The sequence below is a fragment of the Streptomyces canus genome (assembly GCF_030815415.1).
In the GTDB taxonomy this organism is placed as follows: Bacteria; Actinomycetota; Actinomycetes; order Streptomycetales; family Streptomycetaceae; genus Streptomyces; species Streptomyces canus_F.
In genome coordinates, this window is record NZ_JAUSWW010000001.1 from 4,869,592 (window position 1) to 4,888,032 (window position 18,441).

Consider the following 18,441-nt stretch of genomic DNA (forward strand, 5'->3'; position numbering starts at 1 on the left):
GGGTCAGCGCCCCAGCTGGGAGAGGCCCTTCTGTACGTCCTCGTAGTTCATCACCGGGGTATAGCTGATCTTCGCGCCCAGGTTCATGAAGTACGGCTCGCTGATCACCGGCATCTGCGAGCTGTCCTGCATGTCGAAGACCAGGTAGGCGGTGCGCTGACCGTTCTCGGCGGTGAAATAGGCCGCCTCGGGCTTGATCTGCTCCAGCGAGCTCTCGATCAGCTTCGGCAGGGTGCCGTTGCCGATGGCCTCGTTCGCCTTCTCCGTATCCATGGACACCTTGAGCAACACGCGCATGGCAGTCACCTTCTTCCACGGTCAGCCTATGCCCGATATGCCCCGTTGGTAGGTACACGTTCGGCCTGCACGAAATGCGTGAATTGGCACAGGCGCAGGCACAGGCAGCCAGGCTCACGGTCCCGGCCGACGTCGCCGTCGGCATCGGCTGCCACCCGCACAACTTCACCCCGGAACAGCACACCGAGGAGTGTCAGGAGACACTCCCCTGGAGTGCGTGGCCGACGCCGAGGCCGGCCGGTGGGGTCTCATCGGGCTGGGCTGCGTGCCCGCGAACTCCTCGCCCGAGTCCGACCAACACCGGGTCCGTCCCGAGGCGGTGACGGCGGGATGATCCGACTCCGTTCCCTCCTCGGGGTCGGCCACCCCCACGGCGGCGGCGCGCTCCAGCGGCTCCTCGCGCCGGTGCTCACGCGAGCGCAGCATGTTCAGATACACCCGCGCGACCACCGTCGTCAGTCACGCCGCCGGATTCTCGACGTCCCCCGTGTCCGCGCGGCTGACTCGCAACCACGCGTCCTGCAACGCGTCGTCGGCCTCGCCGGTCGACCCGAGCATCCGGTAGGCCACGGCACGCAGCCGCGCCCGGTGCGCCTCGAACTCCTCGATCATGATCCCCCCGTTCACCCCGGGACCCTAGAACACGGCCGTCCCGCCCTGCGTCAGCTTCCAGTTGGTGACCGCGAAGTCCGCCGGGTCCAGGGCCCCCTTCGCCGTCACGTAGTCGATCATCAGCTGCCGGATCTCGTTCGTCGAGCTGTACGCGATGTCCGCGGCCGCGATGTGCGGATACCCCGAACCGCCGTTGGCCCGGTAGTTGTTGACGGCGACGACGAAGACCTGGTCGTCGGCCACGGCCGTGCCGCCGTAGGTCAGGTTCTTGATCCGCGAGCCCTCGGCGGCCGCGATGTCGATGTCGTACGAGACGCCGGCCGCGGTGTCGTACATGTAGTCCCAGAAGCTGTTGGCGTTGGTGAGGGTCGCGGTGTCGACCTTCGTGCCGCCGGGCACCTGGTGGTAGTACTTCGCCGCGAACTCCAGGTAGTCCCTGAGCTGCGCGCCCGTGAGCTTCTTGCCGTACAGGGTGTTGTCGTAGATGTAGAGCCCGGCGATGTCCTTGATGGTCACGCTGCCCGCGGGGATGTCGGCGGTGCGGGAGAAGGGCGCGGCGACCGAGATCAGCGGGAGGGCGGCGTCGGACGCCGACAGGCCGGCCTTCACCGTGTCCATCTGGACCTGGTGGATGAAGTCCATGATGGGGACGTCCTTCCAACAGGACTCGGCGGCCGAGAGGTCCTCGGTGCAGGTGCCCACGGCGGTGTTGACGTACTTCACCACCAGGTCGTGGTCGGCCTCCAGGAGCTTCTTGATCTCCGGGTCCTCGTCCACGGACTTGGGGTCGAGGGTCTGCGCGGTCTTCTTGGTGACCTTCCAACGGCCGTGCTCCAGCTCGACCTCGAAGTCGAAGACGCTCAGCCGGTAGCCCCAGCAGTACGGCTCCGACAGCAGCACCTCGTCGCCGGTCTCGGCGTTCTTCACGGTGTACGAGGGCACCTCGACGTGGGTGTGGCCGACCAGGATCGCGTCGATGCCCGGGACCTGCTCGGCGACGAGGTTGGAGGCGTTCTCGACGTACGGGAGCGCGTCGCCGTAGGACGTCGACCCGTCGAGACCCGAGTGGTCGGTCAGGAAGACCACGTCACAGCCGAGCGCCCGCAGCCGCGGCACATACTTCTTCGCCTGCTCGACCAGTCCCGGGAAGACCATCTTCCCGCTGACGTTGTCCTTGTCCCACAGCGCGATGCCCGGGTTGGTGAGGCCGAGGATGCCGACCTTGATGTCGGGGGCGCCCGGCACACAGATCCGCTTCACGGTGTACGGCGCGAAGGCGGGCCGCAGGGTCTTGGCGTCCAGCGCGTTGGCGCCGAGCAGCGGGAAGCTGCACTGGCTCTCGAACCTGCGCAGGGTCTCGATGCCGTAGTTGAACTCGTGGTTGCCGAGGGCGGCGGCGTCGTAGCGCATGTGGTTCATGGCGACGGCCATCGGGTGCTTGACGCCCTTGCCGGTGATGGGCTGCACGCGCGCGAAGTAGTACGCGAGCGAGGTGCCCTGGATGATGTCGCCGGCGTCGACCAGCAGCACCCGCTCCTCACCCTTGGCCTCGCGCTGCTGCTTGATGAGCGTGGCGACGCGCGCGACGCCGACGGAGTTGCCCTTGGCGTCGCTGTAGGCCGCGTCCTTGTAGTAGTCCCAGTCGAAGACGTGGCTGTGCAGGTCGGTGGTGCCAAGGACGGAGAACGACCAGGTCTTCGGCGCCCTGGCGGCGGGCTTGTGCTCGGCGGCCTGTGCGGCAGGAGCGGCGGCCGCTCCCGCGACGGCCACGGCCGCACCGGTGACGGCCGACTTCTGCACGAACTCACGCCGGTTCATGGGACTGACGGGCATACGGGGCTCCTGGGACTGGAGAGGGAGGGGTACAACTACCCGCGTAGATAGTTGCGTTCCCCCGCTTCCGGGCGGAACCAGGAAAAGGCCATGGGCCGGTCAAGGAAATCCTTGACCGGCCCATGTGTCCGCGTCCTAGATGAACGAGTTGATCTCGATCGTCTCGTCCCGGCCCGGGCCCACGCCGATGGCGGAGATCGGGGCTCCGGACATCTCCTCGAGCGCCTTGACGTAGTCCTGGGCGTTCTTCGGGAGGTCGGAGAAGGACTTCGCCTTGGTGATGTCCTCGGACCAACCGGGGAGGGTCTCGTAGATCGGCTTCGCGTGGTGGAAGTCGGTCTGGGAGTAAGGGAGCTCCTCGACGCGCTTGCCGTCGATCTCGTAGGCCACGCAGACCGGGATCTGCTCCCAGCCGGTGAGGACGTCGAGCTTGGTGAGGAAGAAGTCGGTCAGGCCGTTCACGCGGGTCGCGTAGCGGGCGATGACCGCGTCGAACCAGCCGCAGCGACGGTCACGGCCGGTCGTCACGCCCCGCTCGCCGCCGATGCGGCGCAGCGCCTCGCCGTCCTCGTCGAAGAGCTCCGTCGGGAACGGGCCCGAGCCGACACGGGTCGTGTACGCCTTCAGGATGCCGATGACCCGGCTGATCTTCGTCGGGCCGACACCGGCGCCGGTGCAGGCACCGCCCGCGGTCGGGTTCGACGACGTCACGAAGGGGTACGTGCCGTGGTCGATGTCCAGGAGAGTGCCCTGGCCGCCCTCGAAGAGCACGACCTTGTCGTCCTCCAGGGCCTGGTTGAGGATCAGGACCGTGTCGGCGACGTACGGCTTCAGCCGGTCCGCGTAGGACAGCAGCTCCTCGACGACCTGGCCGACCTCGATGGCGCGGCGGTTGAAGACCTTGGTGAGGAGCTGGTTCTTGCCGTCGAGGGCCGCCTCCACCTTCTGTGTGAGGATCGACTCGTCGTACAGGTCCTGGATCCGGATGCCGACGCGGTTGATCTTGTCCGCGTAGGTGGGCCCGATGCCCCGTCCGGTGGTGCCGATCTTCCGCTTCCCGAGGAAGCGTTCCGTCACCTTGTCCACGGTCACGTTGTAAGGCGTGATGACGTGAGCGTTACCGCTGATCAGGAGCTTGGACGTGTCGACGCCGCGCTCGTTCAGCCCGTTCAGCTCGGAGAACAGGACCGACGGGTCGATGACGACACCGTTGCCGATGACCGGAGTGCACTCCGGGGTGAGGATTCCGGAAGGGAGCAGGTGAAGGGCGTACTTCTGATCGCCCACGACTACCGTGTGGCCGGCGTTGTTGCCGCCCTGGTAGCGCACCACATAGTCAACGGATCCGCCGAGCAGGTCCGTCGCCTTTCCCTTGCCTTCGTCACCCCACTGAGCACCGAGCAGCACAAGTGCGGGCACGCGCGTACACCCCTTCCGGGCGGGGCATGTCCAAGGTCAGGGGCGTACGCGACACGGCCTTGTGCCTCGTACCCTGGCGACCTGCTTCGGCCACCGACGGCCGTGGTCGGCCGTGAACCCGTCGGACCCGGATGCCCCGGAATAGACGAAGCCCCTGGCGCAATAGCGCAAGGGGCTCTTGCACAAAGATGCTACCCGAGGAAGCGAGGCATGACCGAGGTGGCGACTTCAGCGTCTTCCGATCAGCTGCTGGTGGTCATCGATCCGGTTGCCCGCAGGATGGACGGGGAGTCCGTCCGTATCGCGAAAGACGTGCTCAGCGCGGGTGCGCCGGGGACGAAGGTGTGTCTGCCGGCGGACGCCGAGGAGTTCGCCCGGGTGCTGGCCCGCCGCGGTTCGCGGCGGCCGGTGGTCGTCGGCGACGACCGGGCGCTGCTGCGGGCGGTGTCCCTGCTGCACCGGCAGCGGGAGCTGGCCGGATGTGTGCTGTCGGTCGTGCCGGTGGGCGGTGTGCTCACCGTCGCGCGGTCCCTGGGCGTGCCCATGGGTGCGGTGGCGGCGGCGCGGGCGGTCCTGGACGGGGCGGAACGGCGGCTCGATCTGCTGGTCGACGACAGCGACGGTGTGGTCCTGGGCGCGCTGCGGATCCCGCCGCTCGCTCCGCGGGGGGATCCGCAGGACGCCGGCCGGCCCTGGCTGCGGACCTGCCAGTCGCTGGTCCGGACCCTGGTGCCCGCCCGTCCGCTCCGGCCCGCCCAGCCGTCCCCCGTGGCCGGCCCCACCCGGCTGCGGGTCGAGGTGGACGGGGAGATCCTCGTCGACCTGGACCAGCCCGTGGAGGCGGTGTCCGTGACCCCGGGGGGTTCCGGGGCGGCGGCGGTGGAGGTGCGGCCGGTGTCGGTGGGCGCGGAGGCGTCGCCCCTGCTGGCCCGTGGACGGCGGGTGACGGTGTCGGGGGCGGACTTCCGGTACCGGGCGGACTCGGGCGTGTGGGGGCCGGTACGGAGGCGGACGTGGACGGTGTGGGAGGGGGCGCTGGGGTTGGTGTTGCCTACGTCGATCTGAGGGCCGTCAGTCCTCTTCGGTCCCTCCAGGAGCCTGGAAGCCGGTGGTGTCGAGCGTGCAGTCGAATGGGGAGGGGAGGGGAAGGTCCTTGCCGAACGGCATTGTGCAGTGCGACTCGTACCCCTTGGCGGAAGGCGTCCAGAACACGGTGGCCTGCTCCTCCTGCATGTCGAGGACCAGGTAGACGGGGACGCCTGCCCTTCCGTAAACCCGGACCTTGTCGGTCAGGTCGTCGTCGCGGGTGGAGGGGGAGGTCAGCTCGGCCACGAAGGAGAGGGCCTCGCCGTCCAGGCGGTTGCTGCTCGTCCTGAACACCTGCCGGGGTGCCGCATGGATGTCCGGCCCGTAGGCACGCTCGTCTCCTGGAAAGACGTACAGATTCGGGCCGTAACTGACGCGATGCCCCTCGGGAAGGTACGACCGGAGTTGATCACAGATCAACTCCATAACGTCGGTGTAGTACCCCTTCGACCACGGCGACACGACGATTTCCCCCCTGATGATCTCGGCCTTGAAGCCGTCGCGCAGGTTCAGCTCGTCGAGGAGGTCCAGCAGTTCCTCGAAGTTGCCGGGCTCGGTGCCGCTCACCATCGGTCGGTCTGCCATGAGTGTCATGATGCGCCCTCCCCTTGAAACGGACCAGCCGCAACTCAGAGTAGCTGCCCGCTCACTCCTTCCTGGTCGCTTTCGTCCTTCAGTCCTACCCCCGTCGCCCCCAACTCGCGGGCCATCCCCATCAGCCCTGCCAACTTCCCCGCCGCGACCTCATAGCCGAGCCCCAGCGGCGGCCGGATGTTGGACAGGCAGTTCCGGTCGGCATCCGTGGTCACGCCCGGGACGGGCCGATACGTGAGGTACGCCCCCAGCGAGTCCGCCGCCGACATTCCGGGCCGCTCCCCCACCAGCACGACCACCATCTCCGCGCCCATCGCCGCCCCGACGTCGTCCCCCAGCGCGACCCGGGCCTGTTCGGCGAGCACGACCGGGGCGATCCGCCACCCGGCCAGGAGCGCCACCGTCCCCCGCACCACCGCCGCCGCGTGCTCGTGCACCGCCCGGCTGGACAGTCCGTCCGCGACGACGAACGCCACGTCCCACTCGCCCGCCGGCAGATGCGCCCGGTCGGTGGGATCGAGGCGCCGGCCGAGGTCGGGCCGCTGGAGATACGTCAGCCGGTCACCGGCCGCACTGCGCACCCGTACCGTCGCCATCCCCGCCAGCCCCGCCGCGACCGTGTCCGGCTCGAACGGCGAGTGCACCGCGTCCCGGGCGGCCGCGTGCGCGGTCTGGAGTTCCAGGCGGTGCCGGGTCGGCAGCGCGGAGCCGGAGCGGCCGAGGCCGATACGGGCCTGGGTGTGGCGGCGCAGGGAGATCCACAACTCGTCGTTGTCCAGAACCACTTCGCTCATGCCGCGAGCTCCCTTCCGATGGCCGTCAGTGCGTGGGAGCCGACCTCGCGGATGCCGCCGCGTTCGTCCAGCAGCCCGATCGACTCCAGCCACGTCTCGAACTCCGGTGCCGGGCGCAGCCCCAGCACCTCCCGCAGGTACAACGCGTCGTGGTACGAGGCCGATTGGTAGTTCAGCATGATGTCGTCGCCGCCCGGTGTGCAGATCACGAAGGAGGCACCGGCGACGCCGAGCATGGTCAGCATGGTCGCCACGTCGTCGTCATCGGCGTCCGCGTGGTTGGTGTAGCAGATGTCCAGGCCCATCGGCAGACCGAGCAGCTTGCCGCAGAAGTGGTCCTCCAGGGCGGCGCGGAGGATCTGGCGGCCGTCGTACAGGTACTCCGGGCCGATGAAGCCGACGACCGTGTTGACCAGCAACGGGTCGTAGCGCCGGGCCACCGCGTACGCCCTCGCCTCGACCGTCTGCTGGTCCACCCCGTGGTGCGCGTCGGCGGAGAGCGCGGCGCCCTGGCCGGTCTCGAAGTACATGACGTTCCGGCCGACCGTGCCCCGCTCCAGCTTGAGGGCGGCCTCGTACGCCTCGTCGAGCAGGCCCAGGGTCACGCCGAAGGACGCGTTCGCCGCCTGCGTTCCCGCGATCGACTGGAAGACCAGGTCCACCGGGGCGCCGCGCTCCATCAGGTCCACGCTCGTGGTGACGTGGCACAGCACGCAGGACTGGGTCGGGATCGCGTACCGCCGGATCACCCCGTCCAGCAGCTCGAGCAGCTCGCGTACCGCCTTCGGGCTGTCCGTGGCCGGGTTGATGCCGATGACGGCGTCTCCCGATCCCAGCAGCAGCCCGTCCAGCAGGGCCGCCGCCACGCCCGCCGGGTCGTCGGTCGGGTGGTTGGGCTGCAGACGGGTCGCGAGCCGCCCGGGCAGCCCGATCGTGGACCGGAATCCCGTCACGACCCGCACCTTCCGCGCCACCGCGACCAGATCGGCGTTCCCCATGAGCTTGGAGACGGCCGCCACCATCTCGGGTGTGAGCCCGGGGGCCACGGCCGTGAGCGCGGGGGGATCGGCCGTCAGCAGCCACTCCCTGAACTCGCCGACCGTCAGCCCGGCCACCGGTGTGAAGGCCGCCGTGTCGTGCGTGTCCAGGATCAGCCGGGTCACGTCGTCGCTCTCGTACGGGATCAGCGGCTCGGTCAGGAACGTCGTGAGCGGCACCTCGGCCAACGCCCAGCGTGCCGCGACCCGTTGCCGTGCGCTGGTCGCCGCGAGCCCGGCGAGATGGTCGCCGGAACGCTCCGGGCTCGCGGCGGCGAGGAGGCGGGCGAGGGAGTCGAAGCGGTGGCGTTCGCCGCCGAGGGTGGACGTGTAGCTCATGCCGGGGACCGTACGAGCCGCGTGTTGCCGACAGATTGCGTCAGATTTCTAAAGGTCTGGTTGACAAACATTTAACGCCCCGAGACCCTTGGCCGACTCATTTCGCCTACAGAGTTCCGGTCGAGCACACCAGCACAACGGCAGGAGAGGGGCCATCTCGATGGCAGTGGACGAGGGAGTCGCCCCGGCGGCACAGACAGACGAGGGTGGCACCGTCCACCGGTTGAAGCCCAATGCCATCGGCCTGCTCGGCGTGGTCTTCATGGCCGTGGCGACCGCCGCGCCGATCACCGCGATGACCGGCAACGTGCCCTTCATGGTGTCGGCGGGCAACGGCATCGGCGCTCCGGCGAGCTACCTCGTCGCAATGGTCGTCCTGGCAATCTTTGCCGTCGGCTTCACGTCGATGGCGAAGCACATCACCTCCACCGGGGCCTTCTACGGCTTCATCTCCTACGGCCTCGGCCGCACGATCGGTCTCGCCTCGGGACTCCTCGCGACCTTCGCGTACGTCGTCTTCGAGCCGGCGCTGATCGGCATCTTCTCGACCTTCGCGACACAGACGCTGAAGGACCAGACGGGGGTTTCCGTTCCCTGGTGGGCGTTCGCGGCACTGATGCTCGCGGTCAACGCGACCGGCACCTGGTTCGGCGTCTCGGTCGCCGAGAAGCTGCTCGTCGTCCTCCTCGCGACCGAGGTGACGATCCTCGCGGCCATGGCGATCTCGGTCGCGCTGCACGGCGGCGGCCCGGACGGCTTCAGCCTCGACCCGGTCAACCCCGTCAACGCCTTCCACGGCACCAGCGCCGGGCTCGGACTGTTCTTCGCCTTCTGGTCGTGGGTCGGCTTCGAGTCGACGGCGATGTACGGCGAGGAGTCCCGCAACCCGAAGAAGATCATCCCCAAGGCGACGATGATCTCGGTCCTCGGCGTCGGCGTCTTCTATGTCTTCGTCTCCTGGATGGCCATCACCGGCACCGGCGAGGCGAACGCCGTGAAGGTCGCCACCGAGAACCCCCTCGGCCTCTTCTTCGGCCCCACCGAGCAGTACGTGGGCCACTGGGCGGTCGACGTCATGCAGTGGCTGATGATCACCGGCTCGCTCGCCTGCGGCATGGCCTTCCACAACTGCGCCGCCCGCTACATGTACGCGCTGGGCCGCGAGGGCGTCCTCCCCTCCCTGAAGAACACCCTCGGCCGCACCCACGCCCGGCACGGCTCCCCGCACATCGCGGGCCTGGTCCAGACCGTGGTGACCGCCCTGCTGCTGATCGCGTTCTGGGCGGCGGGCAAGGACCCGTACACCGGTACGTACGTCCTGCTCGCCATCCTCGGCACCATGGCGATCCTCGTCGTGCAGGCCGTCTGCTCCTTCGCGGTGCTGGCCTACTTCCGCAAGCACCACCCCGAGAGCCGGCACTGGTTCCGCACCTTCACCGCCCCGCTCCTCGGCGGCGTCGCGATGCTCGCGGTGGTCGCGCTGCTGGTGTCCAACATGGGCGCCGCGGCGGGCACCGAGTCCGGCTCGCTGGTCCTGAAGGCGACACCGTGGCTGGTGGCGCTGGTCGCGGCGAGCGGGATCGGCTACGCGCAGTATCTGAAGCGACGGTCACCGGAGCGGTACCTGCTGCTGGGCCGGACGGTGCTGGAGGAGACGAAGGAGCGGTAACTACCGCTCGCCGAAGATCTGTTGGCGGTGCGTCCGCCACCGCTCCATCATGGCCGCGACCTCGCCTTCCAGGAATTCGAAGAAGGCGAGCGTCTCGGCCATGCGGCGTCCGGCCGGGGTCTCGGCGCCGAGGCCGGCGACGCCGTCCCGCAGGGCCGCTTCCCAGCGCTTGAGGACGGCCTCGCGATTGGTCAGCGCCTCGTACCACTGGTCGCCCTGCACCCGGTAACGCTCCCGGCGCGAACCGGGCTCCCGCTCGCGCGCGACCATGTGCGTCTGGGCCAGATAGCGCACCGCCCCGGAGACCCCCGCGGGGCTGATCCGGAGCTGTTCGCCCAGCTCGGCGGAGGTCATGACACCCTCGTCGGAGGAGAGGAGCGCGGCGAAGACCCGCGCCGCCATACGCTGCATCCCGGCCTCGACGAGCTGCGCCGCGAAGGACTCGACGAACTTCGAGACGGCCTCCGCGTCCCGCCCACCACCAGCTGTTTCCGTCATGCCCTCATCCTATCTGGGCTTCATACACTTCCTTAACTTCACAAATTTCTGAAGGAAGCGTACGTTCGGAAACATGACGAAGGCCAACCGTGCCATTGAGGTATCCGGACTTCACAAGTCCTTCGGCAAGACGCACGCACTGGACGGACTCGACCTGGACGTCGAGACCGGCGAGGTCCACGGCTTCCTGGGCCCCAACGGCTCCGGCAAGTCGACCACCATCCGCGTTCTGCTCGGCCTGCTGCGCGCCGACTCCGGCGCCGCGCAGGTGCTCGGCCGGGACCCGTGGGCGGACGCGGTCGAGGTGCACCGCCGGATCGCGTACGTCCCCGGCGACGTCACCCTGTGGCGCAACCTGTCCGGCGGCGAGGTCATCGACCTCTACGGCCGGCTGCGCGGCGGCCTCGACACCGGGCGCCGCGCCGAGCTGCTCGAACGCTTCGAGCTGGACCCCACCAAAAAGGGCCGCACCTACTCGAAGGGCAACCGCCAGAAGGTCGCCCTCGTCGCCGCGTTCGCCTCGGACGTGGACCTGCTGATCCTGGACGAGCCGACGTCGGGCCTCGATCCGCTGATGGAGGAGGTCTTCCAGCGGTGCGTGGCGGAGGAGCGGGACCGGGGACGGACCGTCCTGCTCTCGTCCCACATCCTGAGCGAGGTCGAGGAGTTGTGCGACCGGGTCAGCATCATCCGGCGCGGGCGCACGGTGGAGTCGGGCTCCCTGACCGAGCTGCGCCACCTCACCCGCACCAGCGTGACGGCCGAACTCGCGGGCCCGCCCAACGGGTTGGCGCAGCTGCCGGGCGTTCACAACCTCGACATTCACGGGTATCGCGTCCGGTTCCAGGTCGACACCGACCGACTCGACGCCGTACTGCGGTCGTTGAGCGAGACCGGCGTACGGTCCCTGACCTCGACCCCGCCCACGCTGGAGGAGCTGTTCCTGCGCCACTACCAGGAGGAAGAGGCGACGGTCCGATGAGCACCCTCGCGGGCACGGGCGTGCTGCTGCGCTTCTCCCTGCGCCGCGACCGGGTGATGGTCCCGGTCTGGGTCGCGGTGAACGCCCTGATGGTGCTCTCCATGCCGGGCAGCCTGAAGAACCTGTACGGCACGCCGGCGGAACGCACCGACCTCGTCCACCAGGTGGCGACCAACGCCTCCTTCCGGGCGCTGATCGGACCGGTCTTCGACACCTCCCTGGGCGCCCTGACGGCCTGGCGCGTCGGCGTCTACGCGGGGCTGCTCGCGGCGGTGACGAGCCTGCTGATCGTCGTACGGCACACCCGGGACGAGGAGGAGAGCGGCCGCCAGGAACTGGTGGCGTCCGGGGTGGTGGGCCGCAGGGCGTCCCTGACGGCGGCGCTGCTGGCGGCGGGGGTCGCGAACGCCGTACTGGCACTGCTGGTGACGGCGGGCCTGGCCGCACAGGGCTTCGCCGGGGCCCTGGCCCTCGGTCTCGGGATCGCCTGCGTCGGCATGGTCTTCGCCACGATGGCCGCGATCGTCGCGCAACTGACGGAGAGCGCACGGCTGGCACGGGGGCTGACGGCCGGGGTGCTGGGTGCGGCCTTCGTCCTGCGGGCGGCGGGCGACTCGGCGACGGACGACGGCAGTTCGGCACTGACCTGGCTCTCCCCGCTGGGCTGGCTGGAGAACCTGCGCCCGTACGCCGGCGAACGCTGGGGGGTGCTCGCGCTGTTCGCCGCGGCGGTGGCCGTGCAGGGGGCGGTGGCCTACGGGTTGGCGGGCCGCCGGGACGTGGGCATGAGCTTCCTGCCGACCCTCCCGGGACCGGCTGTGGGCCGTCTGGGCAGTGCGGGGTCGCTGGCCTGGCGGTTGCAGCGGGGAAGTGTGTACGGCTGGAGCCTCGCCTTCTTCGTCGTCGGCGTCGTCTACGGCGCTCTGACGGACGGCGTGGCCGACCTGGTCGGCGACAACGCCGGTGCCCGCGAGATCTTCGAGCGGATGGGCGGCCAGAGCGGTCTGACGGACGCTTTCCTGGCGTCGATGGTCGGCATGATGGGCCTGATCGCGGCCCTGTACGTGGTCGGTTCGGTGCTGCGGCTGCACGGCGAGGAGACGTCGGGCCGCGCGGAGCCGGTGCTGGCGAACGCGGTGGGCCGGATGCGGTGGGCCGCCGGCCACCTGACCGTGGCGTTCGGCGGGGTGGTACTGATCATGCTGCTCACCGGTCTGGGCTTCGCCGTGGGCTACGGCAGACAGGTCGGGCCCATCCTCGGGGCGTGCCTGGTCCAGGTGGCCGCGGTGTGGGTGATCGGCGGGCTGGCGGTCGCGCTGTACGGGCTGCTGCCGCGCCTGGCACCGGCGGCGTGGGGCGTCGCGGGCGCGGTCCTGCTCATCGGCTGGGTCGGACCGGCGCTGGACGCTCCGCAGGCGGTGCTGGATGTGTCGCCGTTCGGGCACCTGCCGAAGTTGCCGGGCGGGGAGATGAGCTGGGGGCCGGTGCTGGTGCTGGTCGGGCTGGCGGTGGTGCTGGTGGCCGCCGGGCTGGCGGGGCTGCGGAGGCGGGACATGACGACTTGAAACCTCCCCCGTCTGATGGGCGGGGGATTCCTGGCTCAGGCCGCCTCCTGGAGCAGCGCTCCAGGAGGTCTTACGCCCTCGGCGCCAGCCGGGTTGAGACCAGCCCGGACGAGCATCACGCGGGCGGAGTTCTTGTCCCGTGGGGACACGGCTGCGCACGCGGTGCAGGTGTAGGTACGTTCCAACAGCGGCAGTGCGTGCTTGGTTCTCGCTCCGCACTGCGCGCAGTCCATGGTGGTGTGCGCGGGATGCACCAGGCGGACGTCCCGCCCGTGTTTGCGGCCCATCTCGAGCAGGGCCGTCTTGGTGGCGCCGATGGCGGCGTCGGCCGCCTTGCGGGCCATGGTGGTCTTCGCGAGGAATTTCGGGCGGAAGTCCTCCACCGCGATCGCGTCATGGTCCCGGACGACTCGCTTGGCCCACTTGCGGCCGGTGTCCTGCCGCTGCCGGGCGATCTTCGCGTAGGTCTTCGCCCGCCACTTCTTCGCCTCGCGGTAGCCCTTCGAGCCGGACCGGCCCTTCTCGGGCTTCCTGCGGGCCATCATCCGGTCGTACCGCGACAGCTTCGCCCGGGCCTTCTTCCCGTGCTGGGCATGCGGGAGGTCGTGCACGTCGGAGGTGGTGGTCGCGGTCTCCTTGACGCCCCAGTCGATGCCGATCACCGCACCGGTGGCGGGCAGCGGCTGGACTTCGGCGGGGGCGACGAAGGAGGCGCACCAGTGACCGAGACAGTCCTGGTAGATCCGTACCGAGGACGGGTTGGCGGGCAGGTCCCGCGACCACACCACACCCAGCACGATCCCGCCCGCCAGGTGCAGGCGCCCGTCCTTGAGCCGGAAGCCGCGTCGGGTGTAGTTCAGGCTCGGGAGGGCCTCGCGCTTCTTCTTGTATCCCGGCATCCCGGCCCGCCGCCGCTGCGGCAGGCGTTGCTTGATGTCCTTGTGCGCCTTCGCACGGGATGTGCCGAAGTCCCGGATGATCTGCTGCTGCGGCACCGAGCTGCCCTCGCGCAGCCACGACGTCGCCTTCCGGGCCGCGGTCAGCATCTTGTCGAGCTGGGCCGGACCGCAGGTCCGCTTCTCGTCGGGGTGGGCCTTGTTGTGGGCGTGCACGGCCTTGGACTTGGCCACGCACTCGTTCCACACATACCGGCAGCGGTCCCACTCCGCCAGCAGCGCCGTGCGGGCGGTCGACGACACACGCAACCGGTACGTGTACCGGGCAAGCCCACCCTCCCTGGCCTTCCGCGCCACCGGCACGCCATCACCCCCTGCCACACGTCGCCCGCTCATCCCGGATCCCACGACGAGACCGTACGTACGACACCCGTACACCCGTGCCCTCATCACATACAGTCACCACAACCAGCGAACACAGGCACACACGTTCGCCTCCCCCGGCCCGGACCTCGGTGGTCATGCGGGCGCTCCGCGCCCCAGGAGACCAGACGCTGCCACGCTCCGCGTCGCCGCCACGGGATGCGATTCCTCCCCGGCGTGAACGCCGGGGCATCCTCGCAAGAAGCAAGGTGAGAACCGCGGGAGGAGCGGGCGCGTCTCTCCGGGCATGGGACAGCGGCCGGACCCCCGGGACCGACGGAACGCGGTGACGTGCGGTGGCTGTCTGCTGTCGGCGGTGGGCGCGCTGGTGGCGACCCTCGTGTGGGCCGCCTCGCCCCGCACCGCACGTCATCTGGGCGGCGGCTTCGAGGGCGAGGGCACCGACTACGGCGCCGTCCTCGTCGAGCTCCCCCTCGTCGCCCTCGCCGGAGCGCTCCCGCCGGCGTTCCTCTCCCTCGTGATCGCGTATCTGGTGGGCCGGCGGTCAGACCTCCACGGCTAGCCCTTCCAGCCCCCTGATCACGAAGTTCGGCTTCCGCTCCGGCTCAGCGGCGAGAGCGAGCCCCGGCGCCTTCTCCAGCAGCGCCGTCATCGAGGCCGCCAGCTCGATACGGGCCAGCGGGGCACCGATGCAGTAGTGGATACCGGCGCTGAAGGAGATGTGCGGGTTGTCCTTGCGGGCGAGGTCGAGCTTCTCGGGGGACTGGAAGACAGCCGGGTCGTGGTTGGCGGAGCCGAAGAGCATCGCGATCTCCGCGCCCCTCGGGATCGTGGTCCCGTCGATCTCGATGTCGTCCAGCACCCAGCGCTCGAAGAGCTGGAGCGGGGTGTCGTAGCGCATGAGCTCTTCGATCGCGGACGGGATCAGGGTGTGGTCCGCGCGGAGGGCCGCGAGCTGGTCGGGGTTGCGGAAGAGGGCGTACCAGCCGTTGACGGTGGCGTTCACCGTGGCCTCGTGCCCCGCGTTGAGCAGCAGGACGCAGGTCGAGATCATCTCCTGCTCGGTGAGCCGGTCGCCCTCGTCGTGGGCGGCGATGAGCCCGGAGATCAGATCGTCGCCGGGGTTCTCGCGCCGCTCGGCGATCAGCTCCCGCAGATACCCGGAGAACTCGACCGAGGCCCGCACCGCCCGCGCCGCCACGTCCTGCGGCGGGTTCAGCTCGTACATCCCGCAGATGTCCGCCGACCAGGGACGCAGCGGCGCCCGGTCGGCCTCCGGGATGCCCAGCATCTCGGCGATGACGGCGACCGGAAGCGGCTCGGCGACATCGGTGAGCAGATCGCCGCCGCCCTTCTGCACGAGCTGGTCCACCAGCTCACCGGCCAGCCGGGTCACGTACGGCTTGAGCTGCTCCACCGTCCGGGGCGTGAACGCCTTCGACACCAGCCGCCGGATCCGGGTGTGGTCCGGCGGCTCCAGGTCGAGCATCCCGTGGTCGTTGAGCGTGTGGAACGGCTCGTGCTCGGCGGGAGGCGCCGTCCGCCCGAAGTCCTCGTGCGAGAACCGGTGCTGATACGTCCGCCCGAGCCGCCGCTCGCGCAGCAGCGCCGACACATCGGCGTGGTGCGGGACGAGCCACTGCCGCGTCGGCTCGTAGAAGTGCACGCGGCCCTTGCCGCGCAGGTCGGCGTAGGAGGGGTACGGGTCGGCGAGGAACGCCGGGTCCCACGGGTCGAAGGCTGCCATGGACGGACGTTAGACCGACGGCCCCCCTCCTGACCAGGGGTGTCTCAGCGGATCCCCGGCTCGGCGAGGCGGACGGAGACGATCAGCTGCCGGCGCCGAAGTCCGGCAGCGTGACCGTGCCGTCCTCGGCGAGCGGGAAGCCCGGGTTGTGAGCGACCTCCCAGGCGTGGCCGTCCGGATCGGTGAAGGCGCTGGAGTAGAACCCGATGGCGTTCACGGCGGCGGGCTTGGTCACCGTCCCGCCGGCTCGCTCCACCACGGCGAGCAGCTCGTCGACCTCCGCCTCGGACCGCACGTTGTGCGCGAGGACGATCCCTCCGAAACCGCCCGGCGAACCGGCCTCCAGCCCGCAGTCCTCCGCCAGCTCGTCCCTCCCCCACAGCACCAGCCCCAGCCCGCCGGCCTGGAAGAAGACGGTCTCCTGGACCTCCTGTCCCCGCCACCCGAGAGCCTCGTAGAAGGCCTTGGCCCGGCCGAGATCGGAGACACCGAGGGTGATCAGAGTGACTCTCTGTTCCATACCTGGAGGGTAAGGACCTCCGGCCGCCTGTGACAGGCCGCATCGCGGTGACCGGCAGATCCGGCTAGCCCGGGGTCACCAGGCGGGCCTCGTAGGCGAAGACCGCCGCCTGGGTGCGGTCCCGCAGCCCGAGCTTGACCAGGACCCGGCTGACGTGGGTCTTGATCGTGGACTCCGCGACCACCAGGCGCTCGGCTATCTCCGCGTTCGACAGGCCCTGGGCGATCAGGACCAGGACCTCCGTCTCGCGCTCGGTGAGTTCGCCGTACGCCGCGTGGGCGGAGGACATCAGGCGGGGGGAGTCGGAGAGCTTCGAGAACTCCGTGATCAGGCGCCTGGTGACCGACGGCGCCAGCAGGGCCTCGCCGGAGGCCACCACCCGCACGCCGTCCGCCAGTTGACGGGCCGAGGCGTCCTTCAGCAGAAAGCCCGAGGCGCCCGCCCGAAGCGCCTGGTACACGTACTCGTCGAGGTCGAACGTCGTCAGCACCAGCACCTTCGCCGCACCGTCCGCCGCGACGATCTCTCGCGTCGCCTCGATACCGTTCAGCTCGGGCATGCGGATGTCCATCAGCACGACGTCCGGGGTGAGTTCACGGACCCGGTCCACCGCCTCGCGGCCGTTGACCGCCTCGCCGACGACCTCGATGTCCGGCATCGCGTTGAGCAGGACGGAGAAACCCTCGCGCACCATCATCTGGTCGTCCGCGATCAGCACGCGGATGGTGCCCTGCCTCATGCCTCACCTTCGCTCGCCAGGGCGACGGGCAGGAACACCGTCACCTCGTAACCTCCGTCGTCCGTCGGGACCGCCGTCATCTCGCCGTTCAGCATCGACACCCGCTCCCGCATGCCCGTGATGCCGTGCCCGGCGCCGGGCGAGGGCTTCAGCAGCGCCCGCGCGGGCGGCGGGCCGTTGACTATGCGCAGGCCCAGACCGCCCAGGACATAGCCGATCTCCACACGGGCGCTCGCGCCGGGCGCGTGGCGCAGGGTGTTGCTCAGGGCCTCCTGGACTATGCGGTACGCCGACAGCTCCACACCCGGCGGCAGTTCACGCACCGCCCCGGTCACCGTCTTGTCCACGCTCAGGCCGGTGTCCCGCACATTGGCGAGCAGCGCGTGGAGGTCGGCGAGGGTGGGCTGGGGGGCGTCAGGGGCCTCGTAGTCCTCGGCGCGGACCACGCCCAGGACGCGGCGGAGTTCGGTGAGCGCGGCCACCGCGTTCTCCCGGATCGTCGCGAACGCCCGCTCCAGCTCCGGCGGCGGGTTCTCCACCCGGTAGGGCGCGGCCTCGGCCTGGATGGCGACGACCGACATGTGGTGGGCGACCACGTCGTGCAGCTCGCGGGCGATGGTGGTGCGCTCCTCCAGCAGGGTGCGCTTGGAGCGCTCCTGCGCGGTCACCGTCTGCTGCGCGGTCACCTCCTGCCGGGCCTCCCTGCGGGTGTGCCAGACGGCGACGACGAGCAGGACCAGTGCGGAGAAGACCAGCATGGGGGCGGTGTCGTCCCCGTAGTAGGAAGCCGGACCGAAGGCCACCTCCGCCACGAAACCGTACGCCGCGGTGACGGCCCACAGGTACGCGGCCGTGCGCGGTCTGGTGCGTAGGGCCACGACCGTCAGCACGGTCAGATGGCAGGCGAAGCTGGCGGGCAGCCAGGGATAGCCGTCATAGGTGTTGCCGAAGACCTGGCTGACCGGCGTGGCGGCCATGGACAGCCAGAACGCTCCGACCGGCCGGAGCATGCTCAGCAGGATCGGGAGCACGGCGAGCGGACCGAGCAGCAGGGCCGCGTCGCCGGAGTCGACCGTGGCCATGAGCAGGGTGATCACGGCGCTCATGGCGATCACGGCGTGCGGTGTCCAGACCACGTACTCGCGCAGGCGGCCGGGCAGCCGCCGGGTCAGCGGCCCGTCCACCCGCATCCGGGGCAGTGGCCGGTAGGCGAAGGCGTCGTGGAAGAGGTCCTGCCGCAGCCCGCGCAGGGCGTTCGCGGCCAGCCGGTACTCCGGGGTGCGCGGCTTGGCCCCGTCCCCCGGTGGCGGTGTCTGCATGTGGGTCGTCTCGGTCACATACAGAACCGTAGGCGGAGGCGGGGGCCGGGGTCGTCACCAGTGAGAGGGGTCCTTCGGGATCCGTCTCAGGTACTACGGGTCCTGCCCGGG

Annotated in this window: 17 protein-coding genes and 1 pseudogene; 5 read left to right on the forward strand and 13 right to left on the reverse strand. The window is 69.9% G+C overall.

The annotated features are described in order from the left end of the window. Positions 1–3: 3 nt before the first annotated feature. The 4 genes and pseudogenes from QF037_RS22470 to QF037_RS22485 form a co-directional block, all read right to left on the reverse strand. Complete coding sequence (locus QF037_RS22470; protein WP_307027970.1) at positions 4–297, reverse strand: hypothetical protein; 294 nt, start codon at positions 295–297, stop codon at positions 4–6. 348 nt (positions 298–645) lie between these two features. Further along, positions 646–909 (reverse strand): annotated as a pseudogene (locus QF037_RS22475) (sigma factor); the annotation flags it as partial. Positions 910–933: 24 nt separating this feature from the next. Further along, the gene (locus QF037_RS22480) at positions 934–2,742 is read right to left on the reverse strand and encodes a bifunctional metallophosphatase/5'-nucleotidase (RefSeq protein ID WP_307027971.1); all 1,809 of its coding nucleotides are present in this window, start codon (positions 2,740–2,742) and stop codon (positions 934–936) included. Positions 2,743–2,877: 135 nt separating this feature from the next. Then, complete coding sequence (locus QF037_RS22485; RefSeq protein WP_307027973.1) at positions 2,878–4,161, reverse strand: adenylosuccinate synthase; 1,284 nt, start codon at positions 4,159–4,161, stop codon at positions 2,878–2,880. Positions 4,162–4,371: 210 nt separating this feature from the next. Here QF037_RS22485 and QF037_RS22490 point away from each other — a divergent pair, with 210 nt between their 5' ends. Next, a complete protein-coding gene (locus QF037_RS22490) occupies positions 4,372–5,226 on the forward strand; it encodes a diacylglycerol kinase family protein (RefSeq protein WP_307027975.1) in 855 nt (284 codons plus the stop codon). 6 nt (positions 5,227–5,232) lie between these two features. Here the strand turns inward: QF037_RS22490 and QF037_RS22495 are convergent, their stop codons facing one another. The 3 genes from QF037_RS22495 to QF037_RS22505 are packed head-to-tail and all read right to left on the reverse strand — an operon-like array spanning position 5,233 to position 8,011. After that, positions 5,233–5,841 carry a Uma2 family endonuclease gene (locus QF037_RS22495; RefSeq protein WP_307027977.1) on the reverse strand — a complete coding sequence of 203 codons (609 nt, stop codon included), beginning with the start codon at positions 5,839–5,841 and terminating at the stop codon, positions 5,233–5,235. 35 nt (positions 5,842–5,876) lie between these two features. Continuing rightward, positions 5,877–6,635 carry an ethanolamine ammonia-lyase subunit EutC gene (gene eutC / locus QF037_RS22500; protein WP_307027979.1) on the reverse strand — a complete coding sequence of 253 codons (759 nt, stop codon included), beginning with the start codon at positions 6,633–6,635 and terminating at the stop codon, positions 5,877–5,879. Next, positions 6,632–8,011, reverse strand: coding sequence for an ethanolamine ammonia-lyase subunit EutB (locus QF037_RS22505; protein ID WP_307027980.1), 1,380 nt, complete (start codon positions 8,009–8,011; stop codon positions 6,632–6,634). Before QF037_RS22505 ends, eutC begins: the two co-directional genes overlap by 4 nt. Before the next feature lie 160 nt (positions 8,012–8,171). Between QF037_RS22505 and QF037_RS22510 the strand changes: the two genes are divergently transcribed. Further along, the gene (locus tag QF037_RS22510; protein WP_307027982.1) at positions 8,172–9,680 is read left to right on the forward strand and encodes an APC family permease; all 1,509 of its coding nucleotides are present in this window, start codon (positions 8,172–8,174) and stop codon (positions 9,678–9,680) included. Here the strand turns inward: QF037_RS22510 and QF037_RS22515 are convergent, their stop codons facing one another. Then, positions 9,681–10,178 (reverse strand): GbsR/MarR family transcriptional regulator, encoded by a 498-nt coding sequence (locus QF037_RS22515; RefSeq protein WP_307027984.1) that lies wholly within the window; start codon positions 10,176–10,178, stop codon positions 9,681–9,683. It lies immediately after the preceding gene. 73 nt (positions 10,179–10,251) lie between these two features. On the opposite strand from QF037_RS22515, the gene QF037_RS22520 reads away from it, so the two are divergent. Continuing rightward, positions 10,252–11,160 carry an ABC transporter ATP-binding protein gene (locus QF037_RS22520; protein ID WP_307027986.1) on the forward strand — a complete coding sequence of 303 codons (909 nt, stop codon included), beginning with the start codon at positions 10,252–10,254 and terminating at the stop codon, positions 11,158–11,160. After that, complete coding sequence (locus tag QF037_RS22525) at positions 11,157–12,725, forward strand: ABC transporter permease (protein ID WP_307027987.1); 1,569 nt, start codon at positions 11,157–11,159, stop codon at positions 12,723–12,725. Before QF037_RS22520 ends, QF037_RS22525 begins: the two co-directional genes overlap by 4 nt. Before the next feature lie 35 nt (positions 12,726–12,760). Here the strand turns inward: QF037_RS22525 and QF037_RS22530 are convergent, their stop codons facing one another. After that, positions 12,761–14,017 carry an RNA-guided endonuclease InsQ/TnpB family protein gene (locus tag QF037_RS22530; protein ID WP_307027989.1) on the reverse strand — a complete coding sequence of 419 codons (1,257 nt, stop codon included), beginning with the start codon at positions 14,015–14,017 and terminating at the stop codon, positions 12,761–12,763. Between the two features lie 274 nt (positions 14,018–14,291). Here QF037_RS22530 and QF037_RS22535 point away from each other — a divergent pair, with 274 nt between their 5' ends. Continuing rightward, positions 14,292–14,567, forward strand: a complete 276-nt coding sequence (locus tag QF037_RS22535) for a hypothetical protein (RefSeq protein ID WP_307027991.1) — start codon at positions 14,292–14,294, stop codon at positions 14,565–14,567. Here QF037_RS22535 and QF037_RS22540 read toward each other — a convergent pair. The 4 genes from QF037_RS22540 to QF037_RS22555 all read right to left on the reverse strand — a co-directional run bounded on the left by QF037_RS22540 (position 14,550) and on the right by QF037_RS22555 (position 18,348). Continuing rightward, positions 14,550–15,752 carry a cytochrome P450 gene (locus QF037_RS22540; protein ID WP_307027993.1) on the reverse strand — a complete coding sequence of 401 codons (1,203 nt, stop codon included), beginning with the start codon at positions 15,750–15,752 and terminating at the stop codon, positions 14,550–14,552. The two genes, QF037_RS22535 and QF037_RS22540, sit on opposite strands and share 18 nt — an antisense overlap. Before the next feature lie 82 nt (positions 15,753–15,834). Beyond that, positions 15,835–16,272: a VOC family protein gene (locus QF037_RS22545; RefSeq protein ID WP_307027995.1), complete on the reverse strand. Its 438-nt coding sequence runs from the start codon at positions 16,270–16,272 to the stop codon at positions 15,835–15,837. A gap of 64 nt (positions 16,273–16,336) precedes the next feature. Beyond that, positions 16,337–17,011, reverse strand: a complete 675-nt coding sequence (locus QF037_RS22550) for a response regulator (protein WP_307027997.1) — start codon at positions 17,009–17,011, stop codon at positions 16,337–16,339. Continuing rightward, entirely contained in the window at positions 17,008–18,348 is a 1,341-nt protein-coding gene (locus QF037_RS22555) for a sensor histidine kinase (protein ID WP_307027999.1), read from the reverse strand. Before QF037_RS22555 ends, QF037_RS22550 begins: the two co-directional genes overlap by 4 nt. Between the last annotated feature and the right edge of the window lie 93 nt (positions 18,349–18,441).

Bases quoted from the DNA above. Each gene is read 5' to 3' on its own strand.
- QF037_RS22540 (WP_307027993.1), bottom strand. From the start codon at position 15,752: ATGGCAGCCTTCGACCCGTGGGACCCGGCGTTCCTCGCCGACCCGTAC.
- QF037_RS22530 (WP_307027989.1), bottom strand. From the start codon at position 14,017: ATGAGCGGGCGACGTGTGGCAGGGGGTGATGGCGTGCCGGTGGCGCGG.
- QF037_RS22470 (WP_307027970.1), bottom strand. From the start codon at position 297: ATGCGCGTGTTGCTCAAGGTGTCCATGGATACGGAGAAGGCGAACGAG.
- QF037_RS22515 (WP_307027984.1), bottom strand. From the start codon at position 10,178: ATGACGGAAACAGCTGGTGGTGGGCGGGACGCGGAGGCCGTCTCGAAG.
- QF037_RS22505 (WP_307027980.1), bottom strand. From the start codon at position 8,011: ATGAGCTACACGTCCACCCTCGGCGGCGAACGCCACCGCTTCGACTCC.
- QF037_RS22510 (WP_307027982.1), top strand. From the start codon at position 8,172: ATGGCAGTGGACGAGGGAGTCGCCCCGGCGGCACAGACAGACGAGGGT.
- QF037_RS22550 (WP_307027997.1), bottom strand. From the start codon at position 17,011: ATGAGGCAGGGCACCATCCGCGTGCTGATCGCGGACGACCAGATGATG.
- QF037_RS22525 (WP_307027987.1), top strand. From the start codon at position 11,157: ATGAGCACCCTCGCGGGCACGGGCGTGCTGCTGCGCTTCTCCCTGCGC.
- QF037_RS22490 (WP_307027975.1), top strand. From the start codon at position 4,372: ATGACCGAGGTGGCGACTTCAGCGTCTTCCGATCAGCTGCTGGTGGTC.
- QF037_RS22535 (WP_307027991.1), top strand. From the start codon at position 14,292: ATGGGACAGCGGCCGGACCCCCGGGACCGACGGAACGCGGTGACGTGC.
- QF037_RS22495 (WP_307027977.1), bottom strand. From the start codon at position 5,841: ATGACACTCATGGCAGACCGACCGATGGTGAGCGGCACCGAGCCCGGC.
- QF037_RS22545 (WP_307027995.1), bottom strand. From the start codon at position 16,272: ATGGAACAGAGAGTCACTCTGATCACCCTCGGTGTCTCCGATCTCGGC.
- QF037_RS22520 (WP_307027986.1), top strand. From the start codon at position 10,252: ATGACGAAGGCCAACCGTGCCATTGAGGTATCCGGACTTCACAAGTCC.
- QF037_RS22480 (WP_307027971.1), bottom strand. From the start codon at position 2,742: ATGCCCGTCAGTCCCATGAACCGGCGTGAGTTCGTGCAGAAGTCGGCC.
- eutC (WP_307027979.1), bottom strand. From the start codon at position 6,635: ATGAGCGAAGTGGTTCTGGACAACGACGAGTTGTGGATCTCCCTGCGC.